This window comes from Priestia sp. GS2 (genome assembly GCF_036409025.1).
Lineage (GTDB): Bacteria > Bacillota > Bacilli > Bacillales > Bacillaceae_H > Priestia > Priestia aryabhattai_A.
In genome coordinates this window covers 1,866,358-1,882,344 of sequence record NZ_JAZGJX010000001.1, presented here as the reverse complement: position 1 = coordinate 1,882,344, position 15,987 = coordinate 1,866,358, and the positions used below count along the sequence as shown (strand labels likewise).

17 protein-coding genes are annotated in these 15,987 nt (G+C 39.0%); 14 read left to right on the top strand and 3 right to left on the bottom strand.

All coding sequences use genetic code 11. The annotated features are described in order from the left end of the window. Positions 1 to 143: 143 nt before the first annotated feature. On the top strand, positions 144 to 473 hold the full coding sequence (locus tag V2145_RS09855; protein WP_131886790.1) for a GRAM domain-containing protein: 330 nt from the start codon (positions 144 to 146) through the stop codon (positions 471 to 473). Between the two features lie 17 nt (positions 474 to 490). On the opposite strand, the gene V2145_RS09850 is transcribed toward V2145_RS09855, so the two are convergent. After that, positions 491 to 1,519: an LLM class flavin-dependent oxidoreductase gene (locus V2145_RS09850; RefSeq protein ID WP_330987642.1), complete on the bottom strand. Its 1,029-nt coding sequence runs from the start codon at positions 1,517 to 1,519 to the stop codon at positions 491 to 493. Positions 1,520 to 1,873: 354 nt separating this feature from the next. Between V2145_RS09850 and V2145_RS09845 the strand changes: the two genes are divergently transcribed. The 6 genes from V2145_RS09845 (at position 1,874) to V2145_RS09820 (ending at position 8,058) form a co-directional block, all read left to right on the top strand. Beyond that, on the top strand, positions 1,874 to 2,689 hold the full coding sequence (locus V2145_RS09845) for a creatininase family protein (RefSeq protein ID WP_330987641.1): 816 nt from the start codon (positions 1,874 to 1,876) through the stop codon (positions 2,687 to 2,689). A 25-nt stretch (positions 2,690 to 2,714) separates the two neighbouring features. Further along, a complete protein-coding gene (locus V2145_RS09840; protein WP_434223163.1) occupies positions 2,715 to 3,521 on the top strand; it encodes an ABC transporter ATP-binding protein in 807 nt (268 codons plus the stop codon). 3 nt (positions 3,522 to 3,524) lie between these two features. Continuing rightward, entirely contained in the window at positions 3,525 to 4,871 is a 1,347-nt protein-coding gene (locus tag V2145_RS09835; RefSeq protein ID WP_330987640.1) for an FAD-binding oxidoreductase, read from the top strand. 10 nt (positions 4,872 to 4,881) lie between these two features. Beyond that, positions 4,882 to 5,730, top strand: a complete 849-nt coding sequence (locus V2145_RS09830) for an ABC transporter permease (RefSeq protein ID WP_094909990.1) — start codon at positions 4,882 to 4,884, stop codon at positions 5,728 to 5,730. A 17-nt stretch (positions 5,731 to 5,747) separates the two neighbouring features. Then, complete coding sequence (locus V2145_RS09825; RefSeq protein WP_094909991.1) at positions 5,748 to 6,749, top strand: ABC transporter substrate-binding protein; 1,002 nt, start codon at positions 5,748 to 5,750, stop codon at positions 6,747 to 6,749. Between the two features lie 64 nt (positions 6,750 to 6,813). Then, the gene (locus V2145_RS09820) at positions 6,814 to 8,058 is read left to right on the top strand and encodes an amidohydrolase family protein (protein WP_094909992.1); all 1,245 of its coding nucleotides are present in this window, start codon (positions 6,814 to 6,816) and stop codon (positions 8,056 to 8,058) included. Between the two features lie 46 nt (positions 8,059 to 8,104). On the opposite strand, the gene V2145_RS09815 is transcribed toward V2145_RS09820, so the two are convergent. Together V2145_RS09815 and V2145_RS09810 are read right to left on the bottom strand one after the other, a co-directional pair. After that, on the bottom strand, positions 8,105 to 9,283 hold the full coding sequence (locus tag V2145_RS09815; protein WP_094909993.1) for an NAD(P)/FAD-dependent oxidoreductase: 1,179 nt from the start codon (positions 9,281 to 9,283) through the stop codon (positions 8,105 to 8,107). Between the two features lie 46 nt (positions 9,284 to 9,329). Further along, a complete protein-coding gene (locus V2145_RS09810; protein ID WP_094909994.1) occupies positions 9,330 to 9,764 on the bottom strand; it encodes a DUF1641 domain-containing protein in 435 nt (144 codons plus the stop codon). A 283-nt stretch (positions 9,765 to 10,047) separates the two neighbouring features. Here V2145_RS09810 and V2145_RS09805 point away from each other — a divergent pair, with 283 nt between their 5' ends. The 7 genes from V2145_RS09805 (at position 10,048) to cobA (ending at position 15,952) form a co-directional block, all read left to right on the top strand. Then, complete coding sequence (locus tag V2145_RS09805; RefSeq protein WP_131886787.1) at positions 10,048 to 10,446, top strand: hypothetical protein; 399 nt, start codon at positions 10,048 to 10,050, stop codon at positions 10,444 to 10,446. Then, positions 10,446 to 11,717 carry an ammonium transporter gene (locus V2145_RS09800; protein WP_094909995.1) on the top strand — a complete coding sequence of 424 codons (1,272 nt, stop codon included), beginning with the start codon at positions 10,446 to 10,448 and terminating at the stop codon, positions 11,715 to 11,717. The genes V2145_RS09805 and V2145_RS09800 overlap by 1 nt, the downstream gene beginning before the upstream one ends. Positions 11,718 to 11,998: 281 nt before the next feature. After that, the gene (locus V2145_RS09795) at positions 11,999 to 12,196 is read left to right on the top strand and encodes an IDEAL domain-containing protein (protein WP_094909996.1); all 198 of its coding nucleotides are present in this window, start codon (positions 11,999 to 12,001) and stop codon (positions 12,194 to 12,196) included. A gap of 108 nt (positions 12,197 to 12,304) precedes the next feature. After that, a complete protein-coding gene (locus V2145_RS09790) occupies positions 12,305 to 13,339 on the top strand; it encodes a M42 family metallopeptidase (RefSeq protein ID WP_131886786.1) in 1,035 nt (344 codons plus the stop codon). Positions 13,340 to 13,493: 154 nt separating this feature from the next. Beyond that, on the top strand, positions 13,494 to 13,652 hold the full coding sequence (locus V2145_RS09785) for a hypothetical protein (RefSeq protein WP_165932486.1): 159 nt from the start codon (positions 13,494 to 13,496) through the stop codon (positions 13,650 to 13,652). 174 nt (positions 13,653 to 13,826) lie between these two features. Next, on the top strand, positions 13,827 to 15,209 hold the full coding sequence (locus V2145_RS09780; protein WP_330987639.1) for a cobyrinate a,c-diamide synthase: 1,383 nt from the start codon (positions 13,827 to 13,829) through the stop codon (positions 15,207 to 15,209). Further along, positions 15,206 to 15,952: a uroporphyrinogen-III C-methyltransferase gene (gene cobA, locus V2145_RS09775; RefSeq protein WP_311858286.1), complete on the top strand. Its 747-nt coding sequence runs from the start codon at positions 15,206 to 15,208 to the stop codon at positions 15,950 to 15,952. The genes V2145_RS09780 and cobA overlap by 4 nt, the downstream gene beginning before the upstream one ends. Positions 15,953 to 15,987 lie beyond the last annotated feature (35 nt).

Sequence of the window (15,987 nt, the reverse complement as noted above, 5' to 3'; positions counted from 1 at the left end):
TTCATATGTTTTCAACTAATTATCTCTTAATAGTCTATGAGACATCTTATTGAGGTGGAACTGTTAAATTCTGTGCGATTTACTTAAAAATATGAGATGATAATAACAAGTACTATGTGGTAAGAAAGGGCGATGAGTGAAATATGTCTAAGCAGCCATATATTAGAGTAGGTTTGGCAAATCTAATGAAAGGACTAGAAGGTGTAGGAGGTAAACTGTATCTAACTTCAACTGAGCTTACACATAAGTCACATGCAGTTAATGTTCAACGAGGTACTGTAACATTGAACTTAGCAGATATTGAAACGGTAGAGAGAGTCCGTAACAAATTATTGGGAGTGCCTTTATTAAAAAATGGCCTAAAAATAACAACAAACGAAGGAGAAGAGCTTCAGTTTGTTGTGAACAAAGCCGACCAATGGATAGAAGATATTAAACAAGCGTTAAATAAAGAAAAGCCGAACGTTATGTGACAACGTTCGGCTTTTCTTTATTTACTATTCATGACTTCAGAAACAATTTCATATGAGCGTAGTCGAGCTTTGTGATCGTATATTTGTGCGTTGATCATCAATTCATCAGCATTTGTTTCAGCGATAAACCCTTCCAGCTTTCTCTTTACAGTCTCTGGTCCGCCGATAATCGATGAACCTAGCTGTTGCTGGAGAGTTGCCTTTTCAAATTCACTCCAAATCTCGTCCATGTTATCAACGGGTGCTTTCAGTTTTCCCGGTTTGTTGCGGATTAAGTTTAAGAACTGCTGTTGAAGAGACGTAGCTAATCGTTCCGCTTCTTTATCTGTATCTGCTGCAATTACATTAACACCTAACATTGCATAGGGTTTATCCAATACGTCAGATGCTTGGAAGTAGCGGCGGTACATTTGAAGCGCTCCAAGCGTATTGTTTGGTGAAAAGTGGCTTGCAAACGAAAACGGTAAGCCAAGCTGAGCCGCTAACTGCGCACTAAATCCACTTGAACCAAGTAGCCAAATTGGTACTTCAAGGCCTTCTCCAGGAACAGCCCTTACTGGTAGCGGATGCTCATCCGACGGAACAGCAAGATATGCTCTCAGTTCATCTAATAGATCAGGGAAATCTTGACCGTCACTCATGCGTCCTCTTCTTAAAGCTTGGGCAGTCAATTGGTCCGTACCTGGTGCGCGACCTAACCCCAAGTCAATTCGTCCTGGAAAAAGAGATTCTAATGTTCCAAAGTGTTCCGCAATAACAAGTGGTGAGTGATTGGGTAACATAATGCCGCCTGAGCCCACTCGAATAGTAGATGTACCAGCAGCCACATGTCCAATTACGACAGAAGTAGCAGAACTTGCGATTCCTGACATATTATGATGCTCTGCTAACCAGTAGCGGTTGTAGCCCCATTTTTCGACGTGCTGTGCTAGATCAAGCGTATTTCTAAGTGCGTCTGCTACCGTGCTACCTTCTACAACAGGTGACAAATCAAGCACTGAAATTGGAATGTTTTTTTTGTTGTTTGGATGTTGGTCCATTGACATATGCTCATCCTCTTTTCGTAATCATAATTTAATTATTCGATAATCATCGAACTATCTACAGGTTCCATTGTAACAAGAATGTGAAAGAGAGAAAAATAAAATGCCTGTGTCTAAACAGAGAAAAAATAATTCGACTATTCAATTATAGTGTGTTAGGTTCTCTTACAAAAATAACAAAAAGAATAAAATATTTGGTGATTATAGCTAATGTGAAATTTTAAAATTATCATTTATGTTAATGATTCTTGAAATTTAATGTAATAAAATAAACTTATTACACAAAAAGTTACATCTTATTACATCTTATGTTAAAAATTCAGAAAATAAAAAATTTTCCGAAGAGGTGAAAGCGTCATGAACAAACGGTATAGCGGTTCCGCATTTGAAGAGAATTTCTTACCAAGATTATCAAGTGTAGATATTGAGCAACTCTCTAAAGAGGATGCACTAGTCATTTTACCAATCGGTGCAGTTGAACAACATGGTCCACATCTTCCTGTTTATACCGATACTTTAATTGCAGAAGGGCTTTTAGAAGAAGCGTTACTTCAGCTTCAGCACGAAAATATTTGGGTTCTTCCAGCCATTCCTTATGGTAAAAGCAATGAGCATCTAGGTCTATCGGGAACAATGAGCTTATCAGCTTCTACATTACAAGCAGTTGTAATGGATTTAGCTATCAGCGTCCGTAAAAGTGGCTTTAAAAAGCTTTTGCTTTTCAACACACACGGTGGAAATCATGACCTGCTTAATATGATGGCAAGAGAAATACGCATAGAGACTGGGTTGATGGTATTTCGGTTGAATCCTGGATTTGAAGAAGTCAATCACTTAATTTCACAACAAGAGCAGCGCTTTGGAATACATGGAGGTGAAGTGGAAACATCATTAATAATGGAGTTGAAGGGGGATTGGGTGCAATTCGATAAAAGTCCAACAGAGTTTGTTAATTTGTCCAATAACCCTCATTTACATTTGAAAGGAAATAGTTACTTTGCTTGGGTAATGAACGATATTTCAAACACGGGTATAGCTGGAGATGCCAAACAGGCAACGAAGGAAAAAGGGAAAATGATGAAAGAACTCATCGTTGGTGAGCTTGTTAAAACATTAAAAGAAATGAAGCATTTTTCATTAGGTGATTTAAAGAAAGACTATGTAAATAAATGAAGCGAGGTGGTCAAATATCGTGAGCATTCAGCAGGTGAATCAAGTAAATGAGATAAACCACGAGAGTAGTCCAACAATTGTACAAATGAATCGTGTGAATAAAATGTATGCAAACGGTAAAGTCGCTGTTAAAGATGTTAATTTGGTGATTCAACAAGGAGAATTCGTTTCATTTGTCGGCCCCTCAGGTTGCGGAAAATCAACTATTTTCAAAATGATTTCAGGACTGATTGATCAAACAAGTGGTCACGTTGACATTCTTGGGAAGACACCTCGAGACGCTCAAAAAGAAAGTACCGATGTGGCGTTTGTATTTCAAGATGCTACGTTACTACCATGGAGGTCAGTTATTGATAACGTAATGCTTCCTTTAGAGTTTCGTAATATAGCTCATTCTGAAAAGAAGGAACGCGCTTATAAAGTACTAGAAATGGTAGGGCTGAAAGAGTACATAAAAGCGCTACCTCGAGAATTATCAGGTGGAATGAAAATGCGTGTTTCTATTGCCAGAGCATTAATTGCAAAGCCAAAGCTTTTGTTGATGGACGAGCCGTTTGGTGCCCTTGATGAAATTACAAGGCAAAATTTACAAAGTGAGCTATTACGAATTTGGGAAAACGAAAAGATGACGGTACTTTTTATTACACACAATGTATTTGAAGCCGTGTATTTATCGACCAAAATTGCCGTAATGACGCCTAGCCCAGGTAAAATTGAGTCAATGGTAGAAGTGAATCTACCCTTCCCTCGTGAAGCAGAAATTCGGACAGATCCACAGTTTAGTAGTATCGTTGCTAACGTATCTCACGATTTGAAATTTAAAATGAGGTGAATTATGGTGTGGTTACAAGAATTCATAAATGAGTTTGGAACTGATGCTGTTATTGTAAATGAGACCTTAAGAGAAAAGTTATCAAAAGACTACTATTGGTATTCTCCAGTACTGTATGAGCAGCTTAAAAATAAAATTGCTGATTGTGCAATTGCGCCTACATCAATTCATGAACTACAGCGTATCGTTTCGTTTGCCGTTAAAAATAAAGTACCTATTACACCAAGAGGAGCGGGAACAGGAAACTACGGTCAAGCAATTCCATTACAAGGTGGAATCGTTATTGACTTAACAAAACTTGACCGCATTGATATGAAAGGAGATCGCTTAGTTTCCGTGCAGGCCGGTGTGCGCTTAGGTGTATTGGAAAAAACGCTGCGTCAAAACAATCGGGAGCTTCGTATTTTTCCCAGCACTTATATGAAGGCAACAGTAGGTGGATTCTTATGCGGAGGTTCCGGTGGAATCGGATCGATTCGCTGGGGGAATTTATGGGACGATAATGTAAGTAGCGTTACTGTGATGACCGTTGAGGAAACGCCCCGGCTGTTAACTATTTCAGGTGATGATATGCAGCAGTACATCCACAATTATGGCACAACCGGTCTTGTCGTTGAAGCGAAGCTGCCGGTAGAACCAAAGGTGTCATGGTCACAGCATATCGTTTTCTTTCATGATTTTCGTGAAGCTATTAAGTTTAGCGATGAATTAGCTCATAGTGAAGAAATCCCTAAGCGTTTGGTTTCCGTTTGTGAATGGCCAATTCCATCTCACTTTCATCCCTTGAAGAAAGTATTACGGGAAGGTCAGTCAATTGTCATGCTTGAAATTGAAGAAAAATCAGTTCATCTATTAGATTGTTTGGCAGATAAATATGATGGAGACATAGGGTACACAATTCCTGCTGAAAACTATCAAAAAGGACTAAAGCTTTCTGATTTTACATGGAATCATGCGACACTATGGGCTCATAAGCATGGAGACAATTTAACCTATTTGCAAGCTCGCTTTCAAACTGATCGAATATTTGAACAGATGGCAGACCTTCGAAGTAAATTTGGTGATGAAATTCAGTTTCATTTTGAATACATTAAAATTCAAGGGGAAATTGTACCCGCTTCGCTACCGGTGGTGAAATATAAGTCAAAAGAGAGGTTGTATGAGATTATCCAGTTCTGTAGAGCGATCGAAGTAGAAATTAATGATCCGCACACATATATACTTGGGTTTGGTGGATACAACATGAGAATGAAAGAGTTATTAAAACGAAAAGAGCTAAACGACCCTTATAACTTATTGAATCCTGGTAAGTTGCCGACGGCTAAAGAAGTCCAAGAATTTCAGTTATAGGAGGGAAAACATGGAACATTCCCATCAGGAGTTAAATCGAGTCCAAGATGTACACGTTACCTACAAGAAAAATACATGGCCAATACTAAATACGTATCTTCCGCCTGTTATCGTATTTATGCTGTTTATGCTATTTTGGCAGTTTGGCACCCAACTGCTTCAAATTCCACCTTATTTATTACCAAAACCAATGGATATTGTAGAAGCTGCCGTAATGAACTGGAGTAATCTAAGTAGTGCTGTTATTCGAACGATTACAGAGTCGATGCTCGGGTTTATGTTTAGCGTAATAGGCGGAGTAATTGGAGCACTATTAATGTCTAGCTCTAAGCTTTTAGAACGCAGCTTATATCCATATGCCATTTTATTACAGACTATTCCTATTGTGGCTATTGCACCGATCATCGTGATTTGGTTTGGTTCAGGTATGAATGCTATTGTAATCATTGCGTTTACAATTGGCTTTTTCCCTATGCTATCCAACACGCTCATTGGCTTAAATGCAACGGATCGTGGCATGATTAATTTGTTAAAGCTTTACCAAGCGTCACCTTGGCAAATTATGTGGAAAGTGCGAATTCCAGCTGCTCTTCCTTATATCATGGCAGGATTAAAAATTTCCTGTACCTTAGCAGTGGTAGGAGCTATCGTAGGAGAATACATAGCCGGTATTGGTGGGGGTGACGGGGGTTTAGGCTATGCTATTACGGTAGCTTCGTCCCGGATGGAAACGGCTTACCTATTCGCTTGTGGTATTTCTGCCTCTATTTTAGGTGTTGGCTTTTTCTTATTGGTCAATCTATTTTCTAAGCTTTTATTAGGTTCATGGCATGAGTCAGAAATGAAGAGAGAGAATTAATTGTCTAAAAGGGGGAAATGGGTGTGAAACAAGGGGTTTTTAAAAAGATCGGCTTAATTGGTGCTGTATCACTGTCGTTATTGGTAGCAGGATGTGGAAGTGAAGAGACGTCTGGGAGTGATAATACGGAGAAAAAACTAGAAAACGCAACCCTTATTACAAACTGGTTTGCACAGCCCGAGCATGGCGGCAATTACGCGGCGTTAAAAAAAGGGTTTTATAAAGAAGAAGGTCTTGACATGAAAATTGAACCGGGAGGACCTCAAATTTCATCAACTCAAGTCGTTGCTTCTGGAAAGGCTGAATTTGGCTATACGCAAGCGGAAGATATTTTAATTGCAAGAGATAAAGGAATACCTCTTGTTGCGATTGGAGCAATTTTTCAAAAAAGCCCGCAGGTATTAATTACCCATAAAGGAACGGTAGGAGATTTTAAAGAGCTGAACGAAAAGACAGTGTATACAGCACCAGGGAGTGGTTATTGGGAATATATTAAAAAAGCCTATAACTTAGATAGGGTAAAAGATCGTGCGTATACGGGCTCATTAGCAACCTTTATTGAGGATGAAAATGCGGTCACACAAGGGTACGTGACGTCAGAGCCGTTTTCTCTTGAACAAGAAGGGGTAGAAAATGACTATTTATTCATTCATGATGCAGGATTTGAAACGTATGCAAACGTAATTTTCACAACTGAAAAGATGATTAAAGAAAAACCTGAAGTGGTTCAATCATTTATGAATGCTACGGTAAAAGGCTGGGAGTATTACCGAGAAAGTTCAGATGAAATCAATCCGTTCCTTCAAGAGAGAAATCCAGACTTGAAGATAGAAGCGATGGAATACGGTGCAAAAGCACAAGAAGAATTAATTTTTGGAGGAGATGCTGTTGAAAAAGGCTTCGGTTATATGTCATCGGAGCGCTGGGATAAACTTCAAATGCAGCTTCTGGATTTAGGGATTATTAAAAATAAAGAAGCTACCAAGGGAATTTTTACAACAGCATTTTTAAAGAAATAAACCGTAAGTGTAGAGAAAAAGAGAAGAGTAGATCTTCTCTTTTTTAGTAGAAAGGAAGATGCTGATGTATGATATGGTCATTAAAAATGCACGATTGTTACACGAAGCGGAAGTTGTAAATATAGGAGTGTCGAATGGGAATTTTGTGCATATTACAAAAGGTCTAGTAGATGGAAAGAAAGTGATAGATGTCAAAGGGGGGATAGCTATTCCTCCTTTCGTAGAGTTACATACTCATTTTGATACCGCTTTGACTGCGGGTTGGCCAAACTTTAATCAAACGGGTACACTACAAGAAGGAATTTCAATATGGAATAAACGAAAAAAAAGTCTTACCATGAAGGACGTGAACGAGAGGGCTGAACAAGCATTAAAGATGTACATCAAACATGGTGTGTTAAGTGTTCGAGCAGCAGTGGACATATCTGATGATGATTTAACGGCTTTAAAAGCTATTCTGCAATTAAAAAAAGGGTATGATCAAATTATCGATTTGCAAATTATTGCTTTTCCTCAAGATGGATTGAGGAAGTGTTTTGAAAATCAGGAGCGAATGCAAAAAGCGCTTGAAATTGGAGCTGACGCAGTAAGTGCTGTGCCGCATTTAGAACGTAGTCGAGAAGAAGGGGTGCGTTCTTTGGAATACTGCTTTCGCCTCGCCAAAGAGTATGGAAGCTATATTCATATTTTTTGTGACGAAGTAGACGAAGTAAGCTCAACATTTGTACAAGAAGTAGCGAATTTAACGATTGAAAATGGGTTTGAAGGTAGGGTTGCAGTCAGTCACGTAAATGCGCTGGCCTATTATGAAAGTAAATATGCTGAATCAGTAATGGAAGCTATAAAAAAAGCGCGTTTAACCGTTGTTAGCTGTCCTCTTATTAACAGTTCGATGCTAGGAAGAAATGATGCATATCCTAAAGCGACGGGAATTACAAGGGTGAAAGAATTGGATGCTAAAAATATTAATATTTGTATTGCTCATGACGACATTCAGACTCCTTTTTATCCCTTCGGAGACGGAAACATGCTAAAAGCCGCTTTTATGGGAGCGCACTTAGCTCATATGACAGGAGAAGAGCAAATGAAAAGAGTGTTATCCATGATTACAGAACGACCGGCGGCTGCTTTTGGGAAAGGCAAAGCGTATGGAATTCAACAAGAAAGCGAAGCTGATTTTTTACTTTTTGAGGAGCGAACGATTCGTGAGCTTATGCTCAATCAGTCGGTGCCTAGATATGTAATTAAGAGAGGGGAAGTTATAGCCGAAACGATTCCAGCTTATACAAAGTGGGGGTGTTCTTTGTAACTCACGTGAAAAAAGCCAACGCAAACATGCGTTGGCTTTTCTTTTATTAATAAGCTAGAGCAAATAAACCTTTAATGTGTGATAAGTAACGAACATTACTTGCTTCTTTCATTAGAGAAGCTGGTAAACCTTTTAATTGCGTTTTATTTCCGCCGATTGTACCAATCGCATCTTTACGGCCAAGACTTCCTAACGTACCAGAGAATACTGGAGAGAACCCGTGCATTGCGCCACCTTTAATAGCTACTGCTAAGTTTACACCAATAACTTCTCCCATTTGCCAAGCTAGCTGTGCAGTTGGTGGGTAAGGACGTCCTTCAGGTCCCATTACAACCGCGCTGTCACCAGCTACGAAAATGTCTTCGTGAGAAGTAGATTGTAAGAATTCGTTTACAAGAGCACGGCCACGGTTTACTTCGATACCAGAGTTAGCAACTACTGAATTACCTTGAACTCCGCCAGTCCATACCATTGTTTTTGTTTCAATTTTGCTACCGTCTTTAAGCTCAACTGTTGTAGCATCCATTTTTGTAACAGGAGTTCCTGTTACAAACGTTACGCCACGTTTCTCTAAGCTTGTTTGAGCGCGCTCTACTAGCTCAGTTGGGAAGCCAGGAAGAACAGTTGGAGCAGCTTCTACACAGTATAGAGAAACATCTTTTGGATCAATACCGTGTTTTAGACAAAGGCTTGGCATAAGGTCAGCATATTCACCTACAAGCTCGATACCTGTTAAACCGCCGCCGCCGACAACGATTGTTCCGTCAGCTTTGTTTTTTGTTTTGCTAAATTCAACAATGCGCTCTTCTACGTGTGCACGTAGGCGATTTGCATCGTTTACTGATTTCAATACAAAGCTGTTTTCTTCTAGTCCTGGGATACCGAAGTAAGCAGTTTCGCTACCTAATGCAGTTACTAAGTAATCGTAGCTTAATTTTGTTCCGTCTTCTAATGCTACTTCACGTTGGTCTGGTGAAATTTCTTTTACAGTAGCAATCTTTAATTCTACATCTTTACCTTTTAGTAACTTTTCTAATGGAAGAGCTACTGCTTGTTCAGATAGTCCACCTACTGCTAAACGGTGCAGTTCAGTAATGATTTGGTGAGTAGAAAAACGGTTTACTACTGTAATTTTTGCTTCAGATGCACTTAAGTGTTGACGAGCTGTTAGGGCTGTTAATAGACCACCATAGCCGCCACCTAGAATTAGAATATGTTTTGACATAGTAGATCGATCCTCCGTTCGTGCTTTATAAAATGATAAGTTTTTATTATTTTTGTTTTTCGCCTGTTACTTCTAAGTAAGCTTGCGCAAAGCGGAATAGCTTTTGAACTTGTGGATCTTTGAGCATGCGTAATAAACCAAATAAACCGATAGTTGTTGATTGGTTAGCTTCCGCACGATCATTTGCTTCGATTGCTGAAGCAGCAAGATCTTTTACTTTTCCTTCAACTGGTTCGATAAATTCTTTAGCACCAGCAAGTAAATCTTCTTTTAACACGTTATCTGTTAATAGAGATTGTGTTAAGTCGTACGTTTTTGTTAATACAGTTACCATTTCAGCTAACTTTGGTAAGTTGTCAACAAGTACTGTTAGTGATTCTTGAACTTCTGGCTTTAGCAATTGATCAAGTACATCTGATTGAGTTGCACCTTTAGCTTGAACCGCTTCTTCAGCCGGCTTTTGAATAGTTGATTGAGACATAAGAACGTCCTCCTTTGCTGTATATTGTTGCATATGTAGACACTTTAGCTGCTAGACTTCTAGTTTTGTTGTGAAGTCCTGCACATTTATCTATTGTAAATTTATTGCCTTATAAAAGCAACCAGTTTGTTGGAAAAAACTAAGAAAGAGTCGAACGATGCATTTATTGAAAATAAACTCTATTTATTCAGAAAATAAGAATAAATTTTGTTTTTTAGATTGACGGTTTCATCAATTCTCACATATAATCTAAAACATAACATTTAATGTGAGGAGATATGACATGAGGGTTGTGAGTGAACTATATCAAACAGTTATATTTGAAGTTAATCGTGAAAAATTAATAGATCAGTTAACGAAATTAAAAGAAAGTCATGAAGAGCAGATTGTCGTTATTAAAGACAAAATTGAGAAATATGAGCAGAAAAAAAGAGCCCAAGAAACGTGGTATCAATCGCTTTCTCCATTTCGTAAAATTTTTACTGGAAGACCTTTAAGTCACCATGAAGCTGTTGAGTATATGGTCCATGTAAAGGACAGGTTTCGTAAAATTGAGCAGTTTAAAGGGAAGATCCGTGAAGTCGAACGTGTAATTGAGCTGCTAACACAAGAAGTTGACATCGAAGAAGTCGTTTTAACATCAACGATTGTAGAAGGCTTATCACGAATGGAGGAAAGATAATGGGAATCGAAGAACTTAGCTTAGGTGTCAATACGACGTGGGTAGTACTAACCGCTGCTATGATTCTATTAATGGAAGGAGGATTTGCATTATTAGAAGCTGGATTTGTTCGGTATAAAAATAACGTTAATATTATTATGAAGGTATTTGCTGACATTACAATCGGAACGCTTTGCTTTTATATTATTGGGTTTGGACTTATGTATGGAGCTGATTTAGGTGGTATTGTTGGTACAAATGGTTTTGCGTTAACAGGTGATTTATCGCACTTAGATATTCCTATTGGTTTGGAAACGTTCTGGCTGTTTCAATGTGCATTTGTTATTGCCGTAATTTCTATTGTGTCTGGAGCCGTGGCGGAACGAATTAATTTCCGCGCGTATTTATTATATGCAATGTTAATGACAGCCGTTATTTATCCGATTGCAGGTCACTGGATCTGGGGTGGGGGCTGGATTGCATTACTTGGAGTGCAAGATTTTGCAGGGTCAGCTGTTATTCATGCGTTGGGTGGTTTTTCAGCTCTTGCTGCTGCCATGGCTATTGGGCCTCGTACAGGAAAGTTTACAGCTAACGGAGTGAGCTCAATTGCCTTACCCAGTAATTTGCCGTTAGCATCTGTTGGCGCGTTTTTGCTTTGGTTTGGTTGGTTTGGTTTTAACGCAGGGAGTACGTTAAGTGCAACTGATGTAAGAATTGGTCACATTGCGCTTGTTACCATGCTATCAGCTGCATCAGGTGGTGCTGCAACTTTATTCTACACGCTTTTTAGACATAATCGTTCAGATGCTCCATCCGTTATTAATGGATCGCTTGCTGGATTAGTGGGAATTACAGCCGGATGTGCATTTGTAAGTACACCTTCAGCTATATTTATTGGTGCAGTTTCGGGGCTGTTGATGATGGCTGCAACAAATTGGTTAGAGACAAGACGAATTGATGATCCTGTTGGCGCATTTCCAGTTCATGCTGCGGCTGGGGCATGGGGAACTGTTGCTGTAGGGTTGTTTGCTACAGATGGAGGTTTATTCTTCGGGGGGGGCTTCGAGCTATTAGGAATTCAGCTAATTGGCTTAGTAGCACTTTCAGCTTGGGGCTTTTTAGCAACATGGTTTGGTTTGAAAGCAATCGGGCTAGTTGTACCGCTTCGTTCCACTGAGGAAGAAGAAGAAGTGGGATTGGATATTAGTTATCACGGTATTATGGCGGCTAATCAGTCTCATGAGTTTATTCAGTATCATAATCAATATGAGCAAACCGAACAGAAATAAAGATGGGACATAAGCATCTCAGCAAACTAGGTATCCGAACGATTGCTAACCTGCAATCGTTCGGATATTTTTTGTTGATTTCCAAGTGCTGTTTAGCAATGAGCATACTGGAATAAATGTGTTTCTGCAGCTTTAAGCGGCTTTTTTCTAAGAAAACATCATCTTGTTATGCCTAAGCTTTAGTTGTATGGAGTACGAAAAAAATATAGATTCCCACAAAGATGATTGAAAAGTCAGAAAATTTATGTTATAGTATAAAAAAGACAAGGAGTTGATTTCTTATGAAGAAAAATTTGCTGAATTCGTCGCCGAAATCGAATGTGAAAGTGTTAGATTCCCTAATTGCCGAAATGTTCTTAGATAAAGTGATTGCAAACTTTCAAAAAGCTAAATTAAAAAAAGAAATCGACCAGTCATTAGAAAAGAAAAACAAAGAAGATTTCTTAAAGTTAACCAATCAGCTAAAGAGTATTTCCTAATAGATAGCAAAAGCTGCGTTCTTTAACTAAGAAGAACGCAGCTTTTGTGTTTTAGAATATTTAAAATATGATACACTAGAAGCAAATCAAAGGAAAGAAGTGGATAGTATGTCTGAAACCCTACAATTAATTAAACATTTGGTTTCAATTCCAAGTCCGTCTGGAAATACAGCTCGTGTAATCTCATACGTAGAAGATTTTTTAGATGCAATTCAAGTAGAATCAACGCGTACATATAAAGGTGGTCTCCTTGTAACGCTAAAGGGAAAAAATGATAATAAGCATCGTTTTTTGACCGCTCACGTCGATACCTTAGGAGCTATGGTAAAAGAAATTAAACCAAATGGAAGGTTAAAGCTAGATTTAATTGGAGGTTTTCGCTACAACAGTATTGAAGGTGAATATTGTGAAGTTGAAACATCCAGTGGAGCAGTTTACACTGGTACAATCTTAATGCATCAAACCTCTGTGCATGTGTACAAAGACGCTGGAACTGCGGAGAGAAATCAAGCGAACATGGAAGTCCGCTTGGATGAAAAAGTGTCTACTAAAGAAGAAGTGGAAAAGCTAGGGATTGGAGTAGGAGATTTTGTAAGTTTCGATCCTCGCGTAACCATTACTAAAAGCGGATTTATCAAATCTCGTCACTTAGATGACAAAGCAAGCGTTGCGATTTTGTTACAATTAATTAAACAAATCAATGAAGAGAATATAGTGCTTCCTTATACGACTCATTTTTTAATCTCAAACAACGAAGAAATTGGGTACGGTGGAAATTCCAATATCTCACCCAAAACTGTTGAATATTTAGCTGTTGATATGGGCGCGATGGGAGACGGGCAATCTACCGATGAATATACTGTATCCATTTGTGCGAAGGATTCAAGTGGTCCTTATCATTACGGGTTACGAAAACATTTAGTAGAGTTGGCTAAAGCGTATGCTGTTCCCTACCAAGTTGATATTTATCCATTTTATGGGTCCGATGCTTCAGCAGCAATGCGCGCAGGGCATGATTTAATTCATGGTCTAATTGGTCCTGGAATTGATTCTTCTCACGCATTCGAGCGAACGCACCAAGATTCTTTAGAAGCAACAAGTCGTTTACTGTGGCAATATGTTCAATCTGAAATGGTTTATTGATATCGTAACAACCTGAATGAACAAAATGAACTTTTTAAATAAAATGTTTCTTCTGACTAGTTTTGTAGAAAGGGTTCCCAAATCGTTTAATTCTGTCCATAATAGGTGGTGTTAAAGCAATTGTTGAACTAACTTTTGATGGGGGGACTTAGAAGTGTGGATTATTACCGTATATGCGAAAGATGAGACGAGAATGTTCGAGTATGACACAGAAAACCAAGCACGAGAAGCTTTTTCAAAGTTAAATGGTTGCAAAGTCTTATCGGAAGTTGTTTATTTTAATGATGCTAGACTAAAGTTGTCAGCAGTATAAAGATAACAAAAGTAAAAAAGCTGCAGGTGTTTAGGTATTCTAAGCGCCTGCAGCTTTTTCTATTCTATTAAAAGGAGTTGAAAAATTCAGTAATATAGGCTACTATGTGAAGGATTATCACGATAGGTATAGTGGGATATTGCACATTACATAAGTAAGGAGAAGGGAGATTGCATGTCTAATCGAAGAATAGTCATTGCAGGAATTGAAAGTGGAGTAGGCAAAACAACTCTTACAATTGGTTTGATGGGAGCACTTCGCCAAAAAGGTTATGTTGTACAAGGCTTTAAGTGCGGACCAGACTATATAGATCCAACGTACCATACAGCTGTTACGGGCAGGATTTCAAGAAACATTGATAGCTGGATGCTTGAGGAAAAGATGATAGCAGCAATTATAAACCATGCAAGTGATGGAGCTGATATATCAGTTGTAGAAGGAGTAATGGGTTTTTATGATGGAAAAGCACCGACAAGTAATCATGGAAGCACTGCTGAGCTTAGTATTCTAACAAACAGCCCCGTTATTTTAGTCGTTGACTGTTCTGGAATGGCAAGAAGTGCGGCTGCAATTGTGAAAGGCTTTCAGCTTCTTTCAGAAGAAGTAAATATCGTAGGTGTTATTGCTAACCGAGTAGGCAGTCAAGGACACTTTCAACTAATTCAAGCAGCCGTTGAGCAAGAGTGTGGAATTCCCGTTGTTGGCTACTTGCCAAAATACGAACAGTTTTCCATGCCAGAGAGACATTTGGGCCTTATCCCATCAATAGAGCGTGGTGACTTGCAGCCCTTTTTTCATGAGCTAAGTGAAGCAATTTTAAAAACAATTGATGTAGAAAAAATTTATAAGCTTGCCAAGGCGCCAACCCTTAAAGGAGATACTACTATCTTTTCACTTCAAACACCTTTTAAAGTAAAAATCGCTGTGGCAAGAGATGCGGCTTTCAATTTTTATTATGAAGAAAATTTACAGTTATTAAAAGCAAAGGGTGCGGAACTTATTTATTTTTCACCTTTGCAAGGTGAAGTAGTTCCTAGTAATATAGATGGTCTTTATATTGGAGGGGGGTTCCCGGAAGAGTTTGCAGAGGAGTTAGCGAGTAGAAACGAAGTGAAAGAGTCCATTAAGCAAGCAGTTCATCGCGGAACACCGACGTTAGCAGAGTGCGGAGGGTTTATGTATTTAACCGAAGCAATCGTCACGACAGATAAAGAGAAGTTTGAAATGGTTGGCGTTATTCCTGGAGAGGCATATATGCAAACGCAGCTTGCTGCGCTTGGCTACAGAGAAATTGAAGGCGCTAAAGGCAACTTTTTATTAGAAGGCGGAGTAAAAGCGAAAGGGCATGAATTTCATTACTCAACGTTTCATTCAGCCGAAAAGCTTCCGCACGCTTATCGAACAACAAGCATGATAGGTGTAAAGGATGAAGGATACTTAAAAGAAAATCTTATTGCAGGCTATACGCATTTCCACTTTGGATCATCAGCGAAGCTTGTTGAAAACTGGATAAACAAATGCGAAAAATTTAAAAAAGAAAGAAGCGATTCAATATGACAACTGGGAAAGTATTTCTTGTGGGAGCGGGGCCTGGAGACCCGAAATTAATTACAGTGTATGGCGTTGAATGCATTCAACAATCAGATGTTATTCTATATGATCGATTGGCTAATGAAAAATTACTAGATTATGCAAAAGCTGATGCAGAGCTGATTTTTTGCGGGAAGTTACCGGGAAAGCATGGGGTTATTCAAGATAAAATTCATAGTTTATTAGTAGAGCATGCGCTTGCTGGAAAAACAGTCACCCGTTTAAAAGGGGGAGATCCGTTTGTATTTGGACGCGGAGCAGAAGAAGCACAGTTTCTTGTTCAACATGGCATTCCTTTTGAAGTAGTACCTGGAATTACATCAGGAATTGCGGCACCTGCTTATGCTGGAATCCCTGTGACCCATCGCGATCATGCAACATCGTTTGCAATTGTAACAGGACATGGTCGAGAAGAAAAAGGACAGGACTTCCTAAATTGGCCCGCGCTTGCAACAGGTATTGATACGATTGCATTTTACATGGGAATTGGTAATCTGCCGTATATTTGTGAGCAGCTCATTAAGCATGGACGAAATCCGCATACGCAGGTAGCGCTTATTGAATGGGGAACAACAGAGAAGCAGCGAACGGTAACAGGAAAATTGGGAGATATTGTAACAATCGCACAAGAAGAGAAAGTGGCGCATCCTGCAATTGTCCTTGTAGGAGATGTAGTCGGAGTAAGGGAAGCTATTCGTTGGTTTGAATAACAAAATTAATCGAGTGGGCTACTATATCTAATGAT

Bases quoted from the DNA above. Each gene is read 5' to 3' on its own strand.
- V2145_RS09855 (WP_131886790.1), top strand. From the start codon at position 144: ATGTCTAAGCAGCCATATATTAGAGTAGGTTTGGCAAATCTAATGAAA.
- V2145_RS09850 (WP_330987642.1), bottom strand. From the start codon at position 1,519: ATGTCAATGGACCAACATCCAAACAACAAAAAAAACATTCCAATTTCA.
- V2145_RS09845 (WP_330987641.1), top strand. From the start codon at position 1,874: ATGAACAAACGGTATAGCGGTTCCGCATTTGAAGAGAATTTCTTACCA.
- V2145_RS09835 (WP_330987640.1), top strand. From the start codon at position 3,525: ATGGTGTGGTTACAAGAATTCATAAATGAGTTTGGAACTGATGCTGTT.
- V2145_RS09830 (WP_094909990.1), top strand. From the start codon at position 4,882: ATGGAACATTCCCATCAGGAGTTAAATCGAGTCCAAGATGTACACGTT.
- V2145_RS09825 (WP_094909991.1), top strand. From the start codon at position 5,748: ATGGGTGTGAAACAAGGGGTTTTTAAAAAGATCGGCTTAATTGGTGCT.
- V2145_RS09820 (WP_094909992.1), top strand. From the start codon at position 6,814: ATGTATGATATGGTCATTAAAAATGCACGATTGTTACACGAAGCGGAA.
- V2145_RS09815 (WP_094909993.1), bottom strand. From the start codon at position 9,283: ATGTCAAAACATATTCTAATTCTAGGTGGCGGCTATGGTGGTCTATTA.
- V2145_RS09810 (WP_094909994.1), bottom strand. From the start codon at position 9,764: ATGTCTCAATCAACTATTCAAAAGCCGGCTGAAGAAGCGGTTCAAGCT.
- V2145_RS09805 (WP_131886787.1), top strand. From the start codon at position 10,048: ATGAGGGTTGTGAGTGAACTATATCAAACAGTTATATTTGAAGTTAAT.
- V2145_RS09800 (WP_094909995.1), top strand. From the start codon at position 10,446: ATGGGAATCGAAGAACTTAGCTTAGGTGTCAATACGACGTGGGTAGTA.
- V2145_RS09795 (WP_094909996.1), top strand. From the start codon at position 11,999: ATGAAGAAAAATTTGCTGAATTCGTCGCCGAAATCGAATGTGAAAGTG.
- V2145_RS09790 (WP_131886786.1), top strand. From the start codon at position 12,305: ATGTCTGAAACCCTACAATTAATTAAACATTTGGTTTCAATTCCAAGT.
- V2145_RS09780 (WP_330987639.1), top strand. From the start codon at position 13,827: ATGTCTAATCGAAGAATAGTCATTGCAGGAATTGAAAGTGGAGTAGGC.
- cobA (WP_311858286.1), top strand. From the start codon at position 15,206: ATGACAACTGGGAAAGTATTTCTTGTGGGAGCGGGGCCTGGAGACCCG.